This window comes from Lentzea sp. NPDC006480 (assembly GCF_040611995.1).
Classification (GTDB): Bacteria; Actinomycetota; Actinomycetes; order Mycobacteriales; family Pseudonocardiaceae; genus Lentzea.
The window spans coordinates 1-18,194 of record NZ_JBEXPJ010000113.1; the positions used below are offsets into that span (position 1 = coordinate 1).

The following is an 18,194-nucleotide window of genomic DNA, read 5'->3' on the forward strand; positions in this document are numbered from 1 at the left end:
GCCCCCGCGTGGCAGAAAACAGCGTCGTGGTTGTTGCGCCGGACAAGTTCAAGGGGTCGCTCAGCGCCCCGCAGGTCGCGGAGGCTGTGGCCCGTGGCCTGCGGGAGGTGGTCCCGGACTTGGACGTGCGCTGCGTGCCGGTGGCGGACGGCGGCGACGGCACCGTCGACGCCGCCGTCGCCGCCGGGTTCGTCAAGGTCGGGCGCTGGGTCACCGGCCCGGTCGGCAGGCCGGTGCCCGCGTCGTTCGCGGTGCGGGACAAGACCGCCGTGGTCGAGGTGGCCGCGGCGGCCGGGCTCACGTTGCTGGACGAACCCGCGCCTCTCGAAGCGACCAGCTACGGCGTCGGCGAGCTGCTGAAGGCCGCGCTGGACGTCGGCTGCACCACGATCGTCCTCGGCCTGGGCGGCAGCGCGTGCACGGACGGCGGCGCGGGGATGCTGGAGGCGCTCGCCAAGTCGTCGTTCTCCGGCGTCGATCTCGTGCTGGCGTCGGACGTGGACAACCCGCTGCTGGGTCCTACCGGCGCGGCCGCGGTGTACGGGCCGCAAAAGGGTGCTTCACCCGAACAGGTCGAGATTCTCGAAGCGCGGCTTGAGGCTTTCGCGCAACGGGTGGGGCCGGAGTACGCAGCACGGCCTGGTGCGGGCGCGGCGGGCGGGATCGGGTTCGCGGCGCTGGCGGTCCTCGGCGCGAGGTTCCGGCCGGGCATCGAGGTGGTGCTGGAGCTGGTCGGCTTCGAAGAGGCCGTCCGGGACGCGCGTCTGGTGGTCACGGGCGAAGGATCACTGGACGCGCAGACCCGGCACGGCAAGGCGCCGTACGGCGTGGTCAAGGCTTCAGGAGACGTGCCGGTGGTCGCGGTGGCCGGCCAGTGCTCGGTCGCACCCGGCGAGCTGGGGCTCAAGGCCGCCTACGCGTTGCTGGACATCGAGCCGGACGTGACGCGCTGCATGGCCCAGGCAGATTCGCTCCTGGGCGTTCTCGGCGGTCGCATCGCCCGCGACTGGGTGTCAGAGTGAGGGACATGGACCTGGTCTTCCGCGCCCGCAGGGTCATCACCCCTCAGGGCGAGATCGCCTGCGACGTCGGTGTCGTCGACGGCAAGATCGTCGCCGTCGAGCCCTTCATCGAGTCGCCGAACGTCGTGCACCTCGCGGACGACGAGGTGTTGCTGCCTGGCCTGGTCGACACGCACGTGCACGTCAACGACCCTGGCCGCAGCGAGTGGGAGGGCTTCGAGACCGCGACTCGCGCGGCTGCTGCCGGTGGCGTCACGACGATCATCGACATGCCGCTGAACAGCATCCCGCCGACGGTCGAGCTCGCAGCGCTGGAGATCAAGCGCAAAGCGGCGGCGAACGTGTCGGTGGACGTCGGGTTCTGGGGCGGGATCGTCCCCGGCAACCTCGCGGACCTGAAGCCGCTGCACGAGGCCGGCGTGTTCGGCTTCAAGTGCTTCCTGCTGCACTCGGGCGTGGACGAGTTCCCGGCGGTCACCAAGGCCGAGCTCGAAGCGGCACTGCGAGAGATGGCGACCCTCGACGCGCTGACGATCGTGCACGCCGAGGATGCGCACACGGTTCGTGAGTCGGAACCGGACTACCCGGGGTTCCTGGCGTCACGTCCGCGCGAGGCGGAGAACCGGGCGATCAGCGATGTCGTCGAGCTGACCCGCAAGACCGGCGCGCGGACGCACATCCTGCACCTGTCGTCGTCGGACGCGCTGCACATCATCGAGGGAGCGCACCGCGACCGGCTGCCGGTGACCGCGGAGACCTGCCCGCACTACCTCACGTTCACCGCCGAGGAGATCCACGACGGGCAGACGGAGTTCAAGTGCTGCCCGCCGATCCGCGAGGCGGAGAACCGCGAGGCGTTGTGGCAGGGACTGCGCGAAGGCGTGATCGAGCTCGTCGTGAGTGACCACTCGCCGAGCACGGTCGAGCTGAAGGCAGGCGACTTCGCCACGGCCTGGGGCGGCATCGCATCGCTGCAGCTCGGGCTGCCCGCGGTGTGGACGGGTGCCCGGGAACGCGGCTTCCACCTCACCGACGTCGTCCGCTGGATGGCGACGCACCCGGCCCGCCAGGTCGGGCTGGAGAGCAAGGGCGCGATCGAGGTCGGCAAGGACGCGGACCTCGTGGTGTTCGCGCCGGACCAGAAGTTCGTGGTGGACAAGAACGCGCTCCACCACCGCAACCCGGTCACGCCGTATCACGGGCGTGAGTTGCACGGCCTGGTCAGGCAAACCTGGTTGCGCGGCAAGGAAATCAGCACGACCAAAGGCAAGTTGCTCAAACGAGGAGAAGCATGACCGAGTGGACCCGGCTGCCCGATCTCGCCTCGCGCGCGGTCGGGGGTGGTGTGGTGTGGGCGAACGACGAGCTGTTCGCCGAGCGGGAGAACCTGATCAAGCCCGCCGAGCCGGTCTACCAGACCTACACCTTCGGCCACAAAGGACAGATCTACGACGGCTGGGAGACCAGGCGGCGCCGGGAAGCGGGCGTCGACCAGGCCGTGATCCGGCTCGGCATGCCCGGTGTGGTGCGCGGAGTCGTGGTCGACACGGCGTTCTTCAAGGGCAACTACCCGCCGTTCTGCTGGGTCGAGGGCGCTCAGGCCGAGGGCTACCCGACGGCGGACGAGATCACCGAGTGGTTCCCGCTGGTCGAACGGTCGGCGTTGAAGGGCGACGAGAAGCACCACTTCGACGTGACCGAAGGCCGCCGGGTCACGCACGTCCGGCTCACGATCGACCCGGACGGCGGCGTCGCCCGGCTGCGCGTGCACGGTGAACCGGTCGCCGACCCGCGGCTGCTCGTCCCCGGCGTCGATCTCGCCGCACTGGAGAACGGCGCGGTCGTCACGGGCTGCAGCAACATGTTCTACAGCTCGCCCAACAACCTCATCGCCCCTGGTCAGGCCACGGTCATGGGCGAAGGCTGGGAAACCGCGCGGCGCCGCGACGACGGGAACGACTGGGTGTCGGTGAAGCTCGCCGCGCCCGGTGTGGTGCAGCTGGTCGAGCTCGACACCAGCCACTTCAAGGGCAACGCGCCGGGCTGGGCGTCGGTGAGCGGCTGCGACGAGCGCAAGGATCCGGACGCCTGGTTCGACGTTCTGCCGCGCACCCGGCTGCAGCCCGACACGCGGCACCGGTTCGTCGTGGACTCCGTCGAGGCGACGCACGTCCGGCTCGACATCTACCCCGACGGCGGCATGGCTCGGCTGCGAGTACTAGGTACCCCTACGAACGACGGGGCAGCACACCTACGATCGTTGTGGGCCAAAAGTGGTAGCTGACGGTGGTTGTCAGACTACGGTCTGATATTTCTCCCTACCTCGGTCGGTTGTCCGCGTCACATGGCCGCTGAGAGCGTTTCCTCCCGGAGTGCTTGGGGATCTAGGGAGGAAATCCATGCAACCGATGTTGCGCGTCTTCGGGGCCGCGCTCGCGAGTTCTGCTTTGGTGCTGGGAAGTTCGTCGCTCGCGTTCGCGGCTCCGGAAGAGCGGCAGGAGCCGGAGTACAAGGTCGGCGCGATCGACTGGAAGCCGTGCGCCGAGGTGCCCACGATCGACTGCGGCTTCCTCGAGCTGCCGGTCGACTACGCCAAGCCGAACGGGGAGAAGTTCCAGCTGGCCGTGTCGCGGAGAAAAGCGAACGACCAGGCGAACAAGATCGGCGCGATGGTCATCAACCCCGGTGGCCCTGGCGGTTCCGGCGTCAACTTCTCGTTCGGCGCCGACCGCTACTTCAGCAAGGAGATCGTCGACAAGTTCGACGTCATCGGGTTCGACCCGCGTGGCGTCGCCCGCACCTCGCCGATCAAGTGCTCGGCCGACCTGCTGGCCAAGTCGCCTTCGGACTACCCGAAGACGGCGGCGGAGTTCGACAAGCTGGTGGCGTTCAACAAGGAGCTGCGCGCCGACTGCCGGCAGCAGACCGGCGCGATCTTCGACCACGCCTCGACCGCCGAGGTGGCGCAGGACATCGACTCGATCCGTCGTGCGCTCGGCGAGAAGAAGATCAACTACTACGGCGTCTCGTACGGCACGATCATGGGGCAGCACTACGCGGAGCGGTTCGGCCGCAACATCCGCGCCATGATCATCGACTCGAACATGGACCACAGCCTCGGCACGTGGAAGTTCGTCGAGACCGAGGCTCGTGGCGCGGAGGACGTGTTCAACGAGTGGGTCAAGTGGAGCGACCGCGACGCGTCGTCGCCGTTCCACGGCAAGGACCTGCGCAAGATCTGGAAGGACCTGCTCGCCAAGGCCGACCGCGGTGAGATCAAGGACAACGGCCGGGTGGTGACCGCCGAAGAGCTCGGCGGCAGCGTGGTGGGCATGGCCTACGGCCCGGCGTGGAAGCAGTTCGCGGACTTCATCGCGCAGCTCATCGCCGGCAACCCGGTGCCGGCGAAGCTCGCCGCCGAGACGCGGCCGAACCCGTTCCCCGGCATCTTCTGCAACGACTACAACCTGCGCGTCAGCTCGTGGGGTGAGTACCAGGCGCTCAACGCGATGGAGAACCGCGTCGCGCCGAACACCCGCGGCTCGTCGCTCGGCCACGGCGCCACGATGGGCTGTGTCGGGTTCCCGAAGGCCACGAACCCGCAGCGCCCGCTGAAGATCGCCAAGGGCTCGCCGAAGATCCTGATGACCAACGCCAAGCACGACCCGGCGACGGTCTACGAGTGGGCGGTCAACGCGCACCGGCAGTCCCGTGAGGCCACCGTCTTCGTGACCTACGAAGGCTGGGGCCACGGCGTGTACGACCGCAGCGAGTGCACGCTGAAGATCAACAACGAGTACCTGGTCGGGTTGAAGCTGCCCAGGAGTGGCACCTCCTGTGCGGCGGTCGAGCCCGCGCCGGAGACGTCGATCCAGTCGGCCGAGCCGCAGATCGCCGGACCGTTCTAGGCCCGAAAGTGTCGTGAACTGTGCCCCTGGTGCGCGCACCGGGGGCACAGTCGTGCGGAATTCGCGATCATGGCGGTCATGACTCCGGTGGAACGGTTCCAGCTCGCCATGGCCGCTGAGGCGAAGCTGTCGTCCTGGTCGGCGGGTGCCCAGATGCTGGCCCTCGTCGACGCGCTGCGGGAGAAGGGGTGGCTGCGGTTCCTGCGCGAACCCCGCTCGTTCGACGCGCTGGCCTCCTTCTCCGACTTGCCGGTGGCGCGCGTGCGGGATGTCGTCGACGTGCTGGCCGCGCACGGCGTCTCCGAGGTTTCCGAGACCGTGCAGCTCACCGCGGAATTCCGCGAGTTCAGCTCGGACGACGCGTTCATCGGCCTGGACGACGCCGTGGACAACGCGCTGGTGCTGCTGCGCGCGGTGCCGCAGATCGACGCGCCGCTGACCGAACCCGACGCGCTGGCCATCGCCCGTGCCGCTGGAGGCAGGGCGGGGGAGATCGGCGCGACCGTCTACGGGCTGCTGCTCGCCCAGCTCGACGAGATCCCGGCCGCGATCAGCCGTGGCCGCTGGCTCGACGTCGGCTGCGGGGTCGCCGGCGCCACGCTCTCGCTCGCCTCCTCGCATCCGGAGATGCGGGCGACCGCGATCGAGCTGCTGCCGGCCGTGGCCAAGGAGGCCCAGCGCCGGGCCGAGGAGCTGGGCGTCGCCGACCGCGTCGACATCCGCTGCCAGGACGCGCGTGAGTTCACGGAGCGTGACGCGTTCGCCGGCGCGTTCTGGGCTCAGCCGTTCTTCCCGCAGGACAGCCGGCCGGGCACGCTCGCGATGATCCTCGGCGCGCTGGAACCCGGTGGCGAGCTGTTCATGCAGGAGATGGAGGCCGCACCCGAAGGCGACGGGCTCGGTGCCTACCTGCTGCGGCGGCTCGTCTACCAAGGCTGGGGTGTGCCGTTCGGCCGACCGGCGGAGGACCTGGTGGGTGAAGCGGTCACTGTGGGTTTCGAGCTGGTGCGGATCGCGTCGACCGATTTCGGCCGGTGCGCCGTCGTGCGCAAACCCCGCGAAACGTGCTCGTAACAAGGTGCGCCCGACAGTTCACCTCCGCGAAACGTTCCACGTAAGCGAGTGAAACAGGACGTCTCGATGCTCCCTGCAACCGACGTGCAGTGGAGGTCCAAGTGAACACAGGTGACACGGCCTGGGTGTTGATCAGCGCGGCGCTGGTCATGCTCATGACGCCGGGCCTCGCCTTCTTCTACGGAGGCATGGTCCGTTCCAAGAGCGTCCTGAACATGCTCATGATGAGCTTCATTTCCCTGGCCGTGGTCAGCATCCTCTGGGTGCTGTACGGCTACAGCCTCGCCTTCGGCAACGACGTCGGCGCCGGCCTGCTGGGCAACTTCGACAACATCGGGCTGAAGGGCGTGCTCGGTGCGCTGACCGGCCCGGCCGACCACCAGTTCCCGGTGCTCGCGTTCGTGATGTTCCAGCTGATGTTCGCGATCATCACGCCCGCCCTGATCTCCGGTGCGATCGCGGACCGCGCCAAGTTCTGGGGCTGGACGCTGTTCATCGGTCTCTGGGTGACGATCGTGTACTTCCCGGTCGCGCACTGGGTGTTCGCCTTCTCCAGCGCTGACGGTTCCGTCGTCGGTGGCTGGATCGCGAACAACCTGAAGGCCCTCGACTTCGCCGGTGGTACCGCGGTCCACATCAACGCCGGTGCCGCGGGTCTCGCGGTCGCGCTGGTGCTGGGCAAGCGCCGGGGCTGGCCGAAGGAGCCGATGCGGCCGCACAACCTGCCGTTCGTGCTGCTCGGTGCCGCTCTGCTGTGGTTCGGCTGGTACGGCTTCAACGCCGGTTCGGCGCTGGGTGCCAACGAGACCGCCGCCGTCGCGTTCACGACGACCACCGTCGCCACCGCCGCCGCCGTCCTCGGCTGGCTGCTCGTCGAGCAGTTCCGCGACGGCAAGCCGACCACCCTGGGTGCCGCGTCCGGTGCGGTCGCCGGCCTCGTCGCGATCACGCCCGCCTGTGCGTTCGTCAGCCCGCTCGGTGCCATCGCGATCGGTGTCATCGCCGGTGCGCTGTGCAGCCTCGCCGTCGGCCTCAAGTTCCGCTTCGGCTACGACGACTCCCTCGACGTCGTCGGCGTCCACCTGGTCGGCGGCCTCGTCGGTACGCTGCTGATCGGCTTCTTCGGCACCACCAGCGTCAACTCGGCCGGCGCGGACGGCCTGTTCTACGGCGGCGGCTTCAGCCTCCTGGGCAAGCAGGCGATCGCGGCCGTCTCGGTGCTCGCCTTCTCGTTCGTCGTCACGTTCATCATCGCGTTCGTGGTCAACAAGACGGTCGGCTTCCGCGTCGACGAAGAGGCCGAGGTCGCGGGTATCGACGAGGCGGAGCACGCTGAGTCGGCCTACGAGTTCGGCGCGTTCTCCAGCGCTCGCGGTGCGAACAAGGGCAGTGTGACCGCGGGCGCGACCGCGGTTCTCGAGGGGAGCAACAAGAAATGAAGCTGGTCACCGCGATCATCAAGCCGTTCACGCTGGACGACGTGAAGAGCTCCCTCGAACAGCTCGGGGTGCTGGGCATGACCGTCAGCGAGGTCCAGGGCTACGGCCGCCAGAAGGGCCACACCGAGGTCTACCGGGGTGCCGAGTACTCCGTGGACTTCGTACCCAAGATCAAGATCGAGGTCGTCATCGACGACAACCAGGTCGACAAGGTGCTCGAAGCGGTGGTCGAGGCCGCCCGCACCGGCAAGATCGGTGACGGCAAGGTCTGGGTGACTCCGGTCGACACAGTTGTCCGTGTGCGCACGGGAGAACGTGGATCGGACGCGCTTTAAATTTCTTGAGGAGACGGCCCGTGGAGAACAACGAAACGGCCGTCGTCACGGCTGACGACCTGGTGCGAGCACGCGAAAGGCTGCTCGTGCCAGGTCGTCGTCGCTTGGCCGCCGAACCTCTGCGCGAAGCACTCGTGGACCTGCACGAGTTCTGGTTGACCAAACACGCGGGGGGAGCGGGGATATCCGGATCGGGTATCGCGCTCGTGGCGGTCGGCGGGCTGGGGCGGCGCGAGCTCGTGCCCTACTCCGACCTGGATCTCGTGCTGGTGCACAACGGCGTCAAGAACATCGACGAGATCGCCGAGAAGCTCTGGTACCCGCTGTGGAACTCCGGCATCGGGCTCGACCACTCGGTCCGCACGGTCGGTGAGGCTCTCCGGGTCGCCGCCGGTGATCTGCGGACCGCGCTGGGACTGCTGGACATCCGGCACGTCGCGGGTGACCAGGAGGTCACTCAGAAGCTCGCGGACGGTGCGAAGCAGGCGTGGCGCGGCAACGTCCGCAACCGGCTGGACGAGATCGCCGAGTCGTCGCAGAAGCGCTGGGCCCGCAGCGGCGAGATCGCCCATCGCGTCGAACCCGACCTGAAGCACGGGCGTGGCGGGTTGCGCGACCTGACCATTCTGGACGCGCTTTCGTTGGCACAGCTCGTGGATCGGCCCTCTGCCGACGTCGGCGAGGCGCGCAAGCTGTTGCTGGACGTGCGGACCGAACTCCGCCGGGTCGCCCGGAAGCCCCGCGATGTGCTGCGGGCGCAGGACGGTGACGAGGTGGCCTCCGCTCTCGGTCTGGCCGACCGCTTTGCGTTGGCCCGTTCACTTTCTTCTGCCGCGCGGACTGTCGTCTACGCCTTCGACGTGGCGACGCGGGCGGCTCGTGCCGCCGCGCCGAAACGCGGGCTCGGTGCGTTCCTCCGTGGACAGCCGCCGCGCCGACCGCTGGACGAAGGCGTTGTGCTGCATGGTTCTGAGGTGTCGCTGGCTCGTGACGCGATCCCCAGCCGTGACCCCGCGTTGTTGCTGCGCGTGGCCACGGCGGCCGCGCGCTCGAAGCACCCGATCGCTTCCGGAACGTTGACGCGGCTCGCGGACTCGGCCCCGGAGCTGCGCCAGCCGTGGCCGCGCGAGGCCCGCGAGGAGCTGCTGGCGTTGCTGGGCAGCGGCAGCGGGCTCGTCGACGTCGTGGAAGCGTTGGACCGCACGGGTTTGTGGGGACGGCTGTTCCCCGAATGGGGTGCTGTCCGTGATCTGCCTCCGCGTGACGCCGCGCACATGTGGACGGTCGACCGGCATCTCGTCCAGACCGTCGCGCACGCGGCACGGCTGGCGACAACGGTGTCACGGCCTGACCTGTTGCTGCTGGGCGCGTTGATCCACGACATCGGCAAGGGCCGGCAGCAGGACCACTCCGAGGTGGGCGCTGCTCTCGCGACCCAGATCGGTGAGCGGATCGGGTTGTGGCCGCAGGACGTCGAGACGCTCTCGATGTTGGTCCGGCACCATCTTCTGTTGCCGCACACCGCGACACGGCGCGACGTCGAGGACGAGGCGACCGTGCACCGCGTTGTGGAGACGCTCGGTGGCGACGCGGTTCTGCTGGAACTGCTGTACGCGCTGGCGGAGTCGGACTCCATCGCCACCGGGCCGGGCGTGTGGACGGACTGGAAGGCCGCGCTGATGGCCGACCTGGTCGCGCGCTGCCGCAAGGCGATGGCAGGGGAGGCGCTGCCCAAGCCGGAACCGCTCGACCCGGCGCACGTCGCGATGGCGGAACGTGTCGCGGCGTCCGGAAAACCGGAAGTGCTGCTGGAGAAGCAGGACCACGCGGCGGTCGTGACGGTGCTCGCGCCGGACCGGCCGGGCGTGCTGTCCAAGGCCGCGGGCGTGCTGGCGTTGAACTCGCTGGAGGTGCACGCGGCGACGTTGCGCTCGCACGGTGGCGCGACGGTGGACGCGTTCACGGTGTCGCCGCGGTTCGGCTCGCTCCCGGACGCCTCGCTGCTGCGTGAACAGCTGGCGCGGGCGATCGAGGGCTCGTTGCCGTTGGCGGACAAGCTCGCCGCGAAGGAACGCGACTACGGCGGCCCGCCGCTCGACCCGCCACCCGCTCGGGTGCTGTGGTTCGACGACGAGGCGACCGGAGCGGTGGTGCTGGAGCTGCGTGCGGCCGACCGGATCGGGTTGCTGCACCACATCGCCGGCGCGTTGGAGCAGTGCGGGGTCGACGTGCAGTGGGCGCGGGTGTCCACGCTGGGTGCGACGGTGGTCGACTCGTTCAGCATCACGGCGACGGATCTGGATCGGAAGCGGATCGAACGGGCTGTGCTCGACGCGGCCAAGTAGCAGTTGAGTAGCTCTACGCACAACCACTCGGGGTGCTCACGCTCCTTTCCGCTTCCGGCACCCGGCAGTCTTCGTGGTGTCCGGAAAGCGTCCTCGAGGGGTGGAACACTTTCTGGACGGGTTGACCCGGCCGGGGCAGGCTGGCGAGTGATCATTGGTGGCGCCGGGGGAGGCACCGCGCAATGACACCGCCGGGCTCTCCGGCCGGTGTTTCCCCCTTGTGCGCCAACGGGCTTGGGAGGGCCTCAGTGCGCAGATCCGTTCTCGTCCTGTCCGCGTCACTGGTACTGGGAATGGCGGCGCCCGCTGCCGCCGCACCCGGGTTCGTCGAGCTGGGCCGGTTGCCAGGAGACCTCGGCAGCAGGGTGTCCGCGATGAACGACGCCGGCGATGTCGCCGGCGAGTCGATGACCGGGAACAGCCGGCACGCCGTCAGGTGGAACCGGGACGGCGGCATCACCAAGCTGCCGGATCTCGGCGGCGGTGAGTCGACGGTGTACGACATCAACAACAGGGGAACGGTCGTAGGTGCCGCTGCTCGGACGACGTTCGACTGGCCCGCGGTCCGGTGGAACGGTGCCGAGGTCACCGTGCTGGCCACGCCGCCGGGCGTCACCGCGACCCGTGCGTGGGACGTCAACGAAACCGATGTGATCGTCGGCGACGCGGTCGTCGGTCAGGAACGCAAGGCGGTGAAGTGGACCGCCGCCAACAAGCTGATCGTGCTGCCCACGCCCGCGGGTGCCTGGACCGCCAGCGCGGTCAAGGTGAACGACCGCGGTGTCGTCGCGGGCGTGGCGACCTTCGCCGACGACAGCGTCCACGTCGTGCGCTGGGACGCCCAGGGGCGCGTCGCCGACCTCGGCACGTTCGGCGGGACCGTCGAGCTCGCGGCGATCAACGCGTCCGGTGTGGTCGTCGGGTCCGGCTACGACCCGCGCACCACGCAGACGTTCCCGTTCCGCAGCAACGCATCCGGTGGTCTGGACGCTCTCGGCGTGGGATCCGGTGGAAGCGCTCACGCGTACGACGTCAACGACTCCGGCCAGGTCGTGGGCGACAGCCTGACCAAGGAGCCCCGCTGGCTGCCGGGGGGCTGGCGCCCGGACGGTTCGATCCGGTCGCTGCCCGAGGCTCCCCGCGATCCCGAGGACGGCAGCGGCAGCAAGGTGCTGTCGATCAACAACGCCGGTCTCGCGGTCGGTGAGTCGCACGGGTTCCCGGTGCGCTGGACCGCCGGCGACAGGCTGGTCGTGCTGGCGAAGACCTCTGGTGGCGCCGCGACGGCCTCGCTGGTCAACCGTTCCGGCCTGACCGCGGGCATCGTGCACGAAGGTGGCTTCCCGCAAGCGGTTCTCTGGCGCTGACAACGAGACAGCTTGCTGGACATCGGCGGCGCGCCGCGGGCAGGGTGGCGGTAAGGGATTCGCGAAGCTGGGGGTATGCATCGTGAAGAACAAACTGTCATTGGCCTGCGTCGTGGCCGCTGCCGTCACCTTCTCCGCGCCGGTCGCGCATGCCGCGGTGGGCGTGGAGGACCTCGGCACGTTGCCGGGTGACGTGCGCAGCACCGCGCAGGACATCAACGAAGGTGGCGCCGTCGCAGGGGTTTCGACGAACGCCGGAAACGCACAGCACGCGGTTCGCTGGGATCCCGGCGCGCCGATCAGGAAGCTGAACGACCTCGGGTCCGACACGTGGGCCGCGGCGATCAACAGTCAGCGTGTCGTCGTCGGCTACGCGGTCGACTCCGCTGGTCGCGCCCAACCGGCCCGGTGGGACTTCAGCGGTTCGCTGACGGTGCTGACCACGCCGGGCGCGGAGAGCGGCGTTGCCCACGACGTCAACGACTCGGGCTCGGTGACCGGCAGCGCGGTGATCAACGGCGTCGGCCACGCGGTCGTCTGGGACAGCGCCGGAGTCGCCACCGTTCTCGGCGAGGGTTCCGGCCGCTACCTCACGGAGTCCGGCACGGTGATCGGCTACTCGGGCGATCAGCCCGCGCGGTGGTCCGGCGGTCTGTACGTGTACGACAACCACGGCGCGACGTTGTCCGGCCACAACGAGGCCGCCGACGCCGTGGGCGCGTCTGGAGGCGAAGGCGTGCTGTGGCTCGGCCGCCGCCGCTCCTCGCTGGGCGCGGGCAGCAGTCCGCGTGACATCTCCGACAACGGCTGGGCAGTCGGCGTCTCGGGTTCGCGGGCGGTCCGCTGGGAGGCGTCCGAGCTCACCACCGCCCAGCCGCTCGCTCCGGCTCCGTCCGCGGCCAGCAAGATCAACAACGCTGGTGTGATCGCGGGCACAGCGGGGTCGTGGGCTGTGACGTGGAACTCCGCCGGAGCGCAGACGGCGTTGCCGGTGCTCGCGGGTTCGAACCGCAGTGCCGTCTCGGGCCTGGCGGAGAACGGCCAGGTCATCGGCATCGCAGGTTTCGCCGACGGCACCTGGCGGGCAGTCGTGTGGCGCTGAACCTGTGCATTTCCCCTGAATTCGGACCAAACTGAACGAGAACGAAGGTCAACACGTCTTCTAGGACATGACCGCCGTGTTGAACACGCAGACCACCGCTGTCCGGGTGCGGCCGCGCTCGCTCGTCGTCCTCGCCGGTATCCCCGGCGCGGGCAAGACGACGCTGCTCACCCGCCTCGACGCGGACGAACCGGTCACCGTGCTCGACTCCGACCAGGTCCGCATGTGGCTCGAACCGCGCGTGCCGCTGCCGTACAAGTACTGGCGCGTCTTCGTGCATCTCACGCACCGGCTGCGGGTGTTCTGGTCAGCGCTCTTCTGCGCCGGACTGCTGGTGGTGCACGAGCCGTCGACCCGTCCCGGCACGCGTTTCATGCTCGTGCTGGCGGGCGTGCTGTCGGGGCGCTCCCGCCACTTCCTGTGGCTGGACGCCTCGGCGGCCCAGGCCCTGGACGGCCAGATCGCCCGCCGCCGCGTCGTCCGCACGCACGCCTTCGAGCGGCACGTCCGGCGGGGCACGTCGATGCGCGCCCAGTTCGAGGCGGGCTGGGTGCCCTTCGGCTTCAGCGGCGTGACGCTGCTCACCCGTGCGGGAACCTCGGGTGGTCTGCGCATCATGGTGTCGTGATCAAGGCTGTCCTCTTCGACTTCGCAGGCACCCTGTTCGGGCGTCCGGCTTCGCGCTGGCTCTCGCCGCCGCACCTCTCCGTGCTGCGCGCGCCGGGCCCGTACATCGCCCGGATGAACTCTTCCGAGCGCGCGGTCTGGGAGGCGCGGGATCTGACACCGCTGGCCAACCGGTCGGCCTACTGGACCCTGTTCCGGCTGGCCGGCCTCACCATGCCGGACGCCCTGTTCCAGCGCCTGCACGATCCGGCGTTCTGGCTGCCGTACCCCGATGCTGCTTCGGCTTTGGCGGTCGCGCGGCCGTTGAAGGTCGGGGTGCTCAGCAACATCTCGTGGGACATCAGGTCGGTGTTCTCGCGCGAGTCGCTGTCCGTGGACGCCTTCGCGTTGTCGTTCGAGATCGGGGTGTCGAAGCCTTCTGCCCGGGCGTTCGAGGCGGCTTGCGTGCGGCTCGACGTTGATCCGTCCGAGTGCTTGTACGTCGGCGACGACCCGGTGTCGGACGGTGCGGCGGTGGCGGCGGGGTTGCGGTTCGCGCAGATCGCGACTGCTCCGGTCGGACGCCGTGAGCCGGTGCTCCTGGAGGCCCTTGCGAGCCACGGGATCGGGTGAAGGCGCGGTTAGCTAGTCTGGACGACGTGTTCTCCACGCTTTCCGACCGGCTGACCACGGTTCTCCAGGGCCTTCGCGGCAAGGGCCGGCTCAGCGACGCCGACATCGACGCGACCGCGCGCGAGATCAGGGTCGCCCTGCTCGAGGCCGACGTCGCGCTGCCCGTTGTGCGCAACTTCATCGCCAAGGTGAAGGAGCGGGCCAAGGGCTCCGAGGTCCACCAGGCGCTGAACCCGGCGCAGCAGGTCGTGAAGATCGTCAACGAGGAGCTCGTCAACGTCCTCGGCGGCGAGACCCGCAGGCTGAACCTCGCCAAGAACCCGCCGTCGGTGATCATGCTGGCGGGTCTGCAGGGTGCCGGTAAGACGACGCTCGCGGGCAAGCTCGCCAAGTGGCTGAAGGGGCAGGGGCACACGCCGCTGCTCGTCGCGGCCGACCTGCAGCGCCCGAACGCCGTCACGCAGCTCCAGGTCGTCGGTGAGCGCGCGGGTGTGCCCGTATTCGCTCCCGAGCCCGGCAACGGCGTCGGTGACCCGGTCGCGGTGTCGCGCCGCGGCATCGAGGAAGCCAAGGCCAAGCAGCACGACATCGTCCTCGTCGACACGGCCGGCCGGCTGGGCGTCGACGAAGAGATGATGAAGCAGGCCATCGACATCCGGGCCGCGGTCAACCCGGACGAGGTCCTGTTCGTGGTCGACGCGATGGTCGGTCAGGACGCGGTCAACACGGCCACGGCGTTCGCCGAGGGTGTCGGCTTCACCGGTGTGGTGCTGACCAAGCTCGACGGCGACGCCCGCGGTGGTGCCGCGCTGTCGGTCCGCGAGGTCACCGGCCAGCCGATCCTCTTCGCGTCCAACGGCGAGAAGCTCGAGGACTTCGACGTCTTCCACCCGGACCGGATGGCCTCGCGCATCCTCGGCATGGGTGACGTCCTCACGCTGATCGAGCAGGCCGAGCAGCACTTCGACCAGGAGCAGGCCGAGAAGGCCGCCGCGAAGCTGCACACCGGCCAGCTGACGCTCGAGGACTTCCTGGAGCAGATGCTCGCCATCCGCAAGATGGGTCCGATCGCGAACCTGCTCGGCATGCTGCCCGGTGCCGGTCAGATGAAGGACCAGCTCGGCATGCTGGACGAGAAGCACCTCGACCGCATCCAGGCGATCATCCGCGGCATGACCCCGGCCGAGCGCGACGACCCCAAGATCATCAACGGCTCCCGCCGGCTGCGCATCGCGAACGGGTCCGGCGTCAAGGTCAGCGACGTCAACGACCTGGTCACCCGCTTCTTCGAGGCCCGCAAGATGATGGCGTCGATGGCCGGCCGGATGGGCTTCGGTGGGGGCGGCAGCAAGAACCGCAAGGGCAAGAAGGGGAAGAAGGGCAAGGGCGGACGCGGCCCGACGCCCCCCAAGATCAAGGGCGGCTTCCCCGGGATGTTCCCCGGCGGCATGCCCGGTGGCCTGCCCGGGATGCCCCCCGGCGGCGGGATGCCGAACCTGCCGGGCCTCGGCGGCGGCATGAACGAGCTTCCTCCCGGCTTCGACCCGTCGAAGTTCAAGTTCGACGGCGACGACAAGAAGAAGTGACCATGCACCTGCGCGGCGTCGTCCTTCCCGACGGCGAGCCGCGAGACCTGTGGGTCGTCAACGGTCGTGTGCGCACCAAGCCTGTACCGGGCGCGCAGACCGTGGTCGACGGCGGGTTCCTCGTGCCGGGCCTGGTCGACGCGCACTGCCACGTCGGCCTGGGTCCGAAGGGTGGCGTGGAGCTGTCCGAGGCCGTCGAGCAGGCCGTCACGGACCGCGATGCGGGCACGTTGCTGATTCGCGACTGCGGCTCGCCGATCGACACCACGCCGTTGCAGGAGCGCCTCGACCTGCCGCGAATCATCCGATCGGGCCGGCACATCGCCCGCCCGAAGCGCTACATCCCGTACATCGGCGTGGAGATCGAGTCGGATCTGGCCGGGGCTGTCGCCGAGCAGGTCGCGCACGGCGACGGCTGGGTGAAGCTGGTCGGTGACTGGATCGACCGCGGCGTGGGAGATCTAGCTCCACTGTGGACGGACGACGAGCTGGCGTCCGCGATCAAGGTCGCGCACGCCGCCGGTGCTCGCGTGACCGCCCACGTGTTCGGCGAGGACGCTCTGCCTGGCCTGATCAACGCGGGCATCGACTGCATCGAGCACGGCACCGGCCTGACCGACGACACGATCTCGCTGATGGCCTCGCGGGGCACCGCGCTGGTCCCGACGTTGATCAACATCGAGACTTTCCCCGGCATCGCGGAGAAGGCGAGCAAGTACCCCGCGTACGCCGACCACATGCGGGACCTGCACGCCCGCGTGTCGACCACCGTGTCGTCGGCGATCGAGGCGGGCGTGCCGGTCTACGCGGGCACCGACGCGGGCGGCGGCATCCAGCACGGCCGCATCGTCGACGAGATCGCCGCGCTGCACCGGGTGGGCATGAGCACGACCGACGCCATCGGCGCCGCGTCGTGGAACGCCCGCTCGTGGCTCGGTTTCCCGTCGCTGACCGAAGGCGCGGCCGCGGACATCGTGGTCTACGACGAGGATCCGCGTCTCGACCTCGACGTCCTGCGGTCGCCGCGCATGATCATGCTCAGGGGCCGGATCCACTAGCCCTCGAAGTTCGCCATGGCTCCGGCCTGGTACGAACCGCCCTTCTGGTGCGTGATCACGGCCATCCGGTTGGCCGCGTTGATGAGCCCGATCAGGCACACCAGCGCGGCGGTCTGCTCGTCGTCGTAGTGCTTGCGCAGGTTCGCCCAGGTGTCGTCGCTGACGCTCACGTTCTCGGTGCCTTCCTCGGCGAACGCCAGCGCGGCCTGCTCGGCCTCGGTGAACACCGTGGTCTCGCGCCACCCGGCCACCAGGTGCAGCCGAAGCGGATCCTCACCTGCCGCGATGGCCTCCTTGACGTGCATGTCGAGGCAGAAGCCGCAGCCGTTGAGCTGGCTGGCGCGCAGGCTGACCAGCTCGGCCGTGGTCTTCGGCAGCGGCGACTGCTGCAGCGCCATGCCCAGGCCGGCGAACCGCTTCCCGATCTTGGTGCCGGTCTCGGTGCTGAAGAGGTCGAGGCGGGGTTCCATGATGTGCTCCCTCGTGGTTTTTGCTTGAACGACCACGAGATGCCGGTGCCCCGAGCTTTGTGACTGTGACCCATGCCACTGTCACAAACCTCGTTCGGGTGGTGTCTTGTGTCCATGGACGCCGCCACCGACACGTTCGTCAGCCACCGCAACCTGCTCTTCACGATCGCCTACGAGATGCTCGGCTCCGCAGCCGACGCCGAGGACGTGCTGCAGGAGACGTGGCTCAAGTGGTCCGGCGTCGACCAGAGCGTCGTCGAGAACCACCGCGCCTACCTGGTCCGCATCGTCACGCGCCAGGCGTTGTCGAGGTTGCGGACGTTGAGCCGCCGCAAGGAGTCCTACGTCGGTTCGTGGCTCCCCGAACCGCTGCTGACCACCCCGGACGTCGCCGAGGACGTCGAACTGGCCGACAGCGTCTCGATGGCGATGATGCTCGTGCTGGAAACCCTGACGCCGACCGAACGGGCGATCTTCGTCCTGCGCGAGGTCTTCGACCTGGACTACGACGAGATCGCGCTTGCCGTGGACAAGAACCCGGCAGCCGTTCGCCAGATCGCCCACCGGGCCCGCTCCCACGTGGCCTCCCGCCGGCCGCGCGCCCGTGTCTCCGCTTCCGCCACCCGCGAGGCCCTTTCCGCGTTCCAGCGCGCGGTCGAATCCGGTGACCTGCAGGGACTCCTCGACCTGCTCGCCCCGGACGTCGTGTTCCTGGGCGACGGCGGCGGCGTGAAGCAGGCGGTCCCGAACCCGGTGCTCGGCTCGGACAAGGTCGCCCGCATGATCCTGGGCGGCATGCTCAAGGTCTCCGGCTGGACGATGGAACCGGCCAGCGCCAACGGTCACCCGGCGTTGATCGTCAGGTTCGACGGCGAGCTCGACACCGTGATCGCTCTCCGCATCGACAACGGGCTGATCAGCGGCCTGTACGCGGTGCGCAACCCCGCGAAGCTCTCGCACATGGAGCAGGCGACCGCGCTGCGCCGCTGAGGAACCCGCCTGGTCGCGTACGACCGTGGCGTCACTACGCGCGCGCATCCCATCCGCGCGCTCGTATCGTCGCTTCTGGTCCGCTGGCGGACAGCAGCTCCCGTCGCCACCTGCACCACCGTGCTGCTGCAGGTTCCGGCTGGTCGTGTGCGCCCGTGCAGTCACCGTGCGCGCGCTGTCCGCCCGCGCGCCGTGCCGTCCCTACGTCCGCGCTCCCGCCCTCGCAGCAGCCGCCCACCGCACGCCACCTACGTCAACA

16 protein-coding genes are annotated in these 18,194 nt (G+C 69.2%); 15 read left to right on the forward strand and 1 reads right to left on the reverse strand.

The genetic code is table 11. The features are described from left to right. Positions 1–8 precede the first annotated feature (8 nt). The 14 genes from ABZX92_RS32500 to ABZX92_RS32565 all read left to right on the forward strand — a co-directional run bounded on the left by ABZX92_RS32500 (position 9) and on the right by ABZX92_RS32565 (position 16,475). On the forward strand, positions 9–1,022 hold the full coding sequence (locus ABZX92_RS32500; protein WP_355567897.1) for a glycerate kinase: 1,014 nt from the start codon (positions 9–11) through the stop codon (positions 1,020–1,022). A gap of 5 nt (positions 1,023–1,027) precedes the next feature. Then, positions 1,028–2,317, forward strand: coding sequence for an allantoinase AllB (gene allB / locus ABZX92_RS32505; protein ID WP_355567831.1), 1,290 nt, complete (start codon positions 1,028–1,030; stop codon positions 2,315–2,317). After that, positions 2,314–3,306: an allantoicase gene (alc, locus tag ABZX92_RS32510; RefSeq protein ID WP_355567834.1), complete on the forward strand. Its 993-nt coding sequence runs from the start codon at positions 2,314–2,316 to the stop codon at positions 3,304–3,306. Before allB ends, alc begins: the two co-directional genes overlap by 4 nt. A gap of 115 nt (positions 3,307–3,421) precedes the next feature. Beyond that, the gene (locus ABZX92_RS32515) at positions 3,422–4,930 is read left to right on the forward strand and encodes an alpha/beta hydrolase (RefSeq protein ID WP_355567837.1); all 1,509 of its coding nucleotides are present in this window, start codon (positions 3,422–3,424) and stop codon (positions 4,928–4,930) included. Positions 4,931–5,008: 78 nt separating this feature from the next. Further along, positions 5,009–6,004: a class I SAM-dependent methyltransferase gene (locus ABZX92_RS32520; RefSeq protein ID WP_355567839.1), complete on the forward strand. Its 996-nt coding sequence runs from the start codon at positions 5,009–5,011 to the stop codon at positions 6,002–6,004. A 101-nt stretch (positions 6,005–6,105) separates the two neighbouring features. Then, entirely contained in the window at positions 6,106–7,443 is a 1,338-nt protein-coding gene (locus ABZX92_RS32525) for an ammonium transporter (protein ID WP_355567842.1), read from the forward strand. Continuing rightward, a complete protein-coding gene (locus tag ABZX92_RS32530) occupies positions 7,440–7,778 on the forward strand; it encodes a P-II family nitrogen regulator (protein WP_045310575.1) in 339 nt (112 codons plus the stop codon). Before ABZX92_RS32525 ends, ABZX92_RS32530 begins: the two co-directional genes overlap by 4 nt. 20 nt (positions 7,779–7,798) lie before the next feature. After that, a complete protein-coding gene (locus ABZX92_RS32535) occupies positions 7,799–10,123 on the forward strand; it encodes a [protein-PII] uridylyltransferase (protein ID WP_355567845.1) in 2,325 nt (774 codons plus the stop codon). 248 nt (positions 10,124–10,371) lie between these two features. After that, positions 10,372–11,490, forward strand: a complete 1,119-nt coding sequence (locus ABZX92_RS32540; protein WP_355567848.1) for a hypothetical protein — start codon at positions 10,372–10,374, stop codon at positions 11,488–11,490. Positions 11,491–11,572: 82 nt separating this feature from the next. Next, complete coding sequence (locus ABZX92_RS32545; RefSeq protein ID WP_355567850.1) at positions 11,573–12,592, forward strand: hypothetical protein; 1,020 nt, start codon at positions 11,573–11,575, stop codon at positions 12,590–12,592. Positions 12,593–12,659: 67 nt separating this feature from the next. After that, positions 12,660–13,220 (forward strand): AAA family ATPase, encoded by a 561-nt coding sequence (locus ABZX92_RS32550; RefSeq protein WP_355567853.1) that lies wholly within the window; start codon positions 12,660–12,662, stop codon positions 13,218–13,220. After that, positions 13,217–13,831, forward strand: coding sequence for an HAD family hydrolase (locus ABZX92_RS32555; RefSeq protein ID WP_355567856.1), 615 nt, complete (start codon positions 13,217–13,219; stop codon positions 13,829–13,831). The genes ABZX92_RS32550 and ABZX92_RS32555 overlap by 4 nt, the downstream gene beginning before the upstream one ends. A gap of 26 nt (positions 13,832–13,857) precedes the next feature. Then, positions 13,858–15,417 (forward strand): signal recognition particle protein, encoded by a 1,560-nt coding sequence (gene ffh, locus ABZX92_RS32560; RefSeq protein WP_355567859.1) that lies wholly within the window; start codon positions 13,858–13,860, stop codon positions 15,415–15,417. A 2-nt stretch (positions 15,418–15,419) separates the two neighbouring features. Next, positions 15,420–16,475 carry an amidohydrolase family protein gene (locus ABZX92_RS32565; protein ID WP_355567900.1) on the forward strand — a complete coding sequence of 352 codons (1,056 nt, stop codon included), beginning with the start codon at positions 15,420–15,422 and terminating at the stop codon, positions 16,473–16,475. Here ABZX92_RS32565 and ABZX92_RS32570 read toward each other — a convergent pair. After that, positions 16,472–16,945, reverse strand: coding sequence for a carboxymuconolactone decarboxylase family protein (locus ABZX92_RS32570; RefSeq protein ID WP_355567862.1), 474 nt, complete (start codon positions 16,943–16,945; stop codon positions 16,472–16,474). The genes ABZX92_RS32565 and ABZX92_RS32570 overlap by 4 nt on opposite strands. 114 nt (positions 16,946–17,059) lie before the next feature. On the opposite strand from ABZX92_RS32570, the gene ABZX92_RS32575 reads away from it, so the two are divergent. Next, positions 17,060–17,935, forward strand: a complete 876-nt coding sequence (locus ABZX92_RS32575; RefSeq protein WP_355567865.1) for an RNA polymerase sigma-70 factor — start codon at positions 17,060–17,062, stop codon at positions 17,933–17,935. Positions 17,936–18,194: the final 259 nt, after the last annotated feature.

What these genes read in the sequence shown, in the direction of transcription:
- allB (WP_355567831.1), top strand. Translation starts at nt 1,028, where the DNA reads ATGGACCTGGTCTTCCGCGCCCGCAGGGTCATCACCCCTCAGGGCGAG.
- alc (WP_355567834.1), top strand. Translation starts at nt 2,314, where the DNA reads ATGACCGAGTGGACCCGGCTGCCCGATCTCGCCTCGCGCGCGGTCGGG.
- ABZX92_RS32515 (WP_355567837.1), top strand. Translation starts at nt 3,422, where the DNA reads ATGCAACCGATGTTGCGCGTCTTCGGGGCCGCGCTCGCGAGTTCTGCT.
- ABZX92_RS32520 (WP_355567839.1), top strand. Translation starts at nt 5,009, where the DNA reads ATGACTCCGGTGGAACGGTTCCAGCTCGCCATGGCCGCTGAGGCGAAG.
- ABZX92_RS32530 (WP_045310575.1), top strand. Translation starts at nt 7,440, where the DNA reads ATGAAGCTGGTCACCGCGATCATCAAGCCGTTCACGCTGGACGACGTG.
- ABZX92_RS32550 (WP_355567853.1), top strand. Translation starts at nt 12,660, where the DNA reads ATGACCGCCGTGTTGAACACGCAGACCACCGCTGTCCGGGTGCGGCCG.
- ABZX92_RS32565 (WP_355567900.1), top strand. Translation starts at nt 15,420, where the DNA reads ATGCACCTGCGCGGCGTCGTCCTTCCCGACGGCGAGCCGCGAGACCTG.
- ABZX92_RS32570 (WP_355567862.1), bottom strand. Translation starts at nt 16,945, where the DNA reads ATGGAACCCCGCCTCGACCTCTTCAGCACCGAGACCGGCACCAAGATC.
- ABZX92_RS32575 (WP_355567865.1), top strand. Translation starts at nt 17,060, where the DNA reads ATGGACGCCGCCACCGACACGTTCGTCAGCCACCGCAACCTGCTCTTC.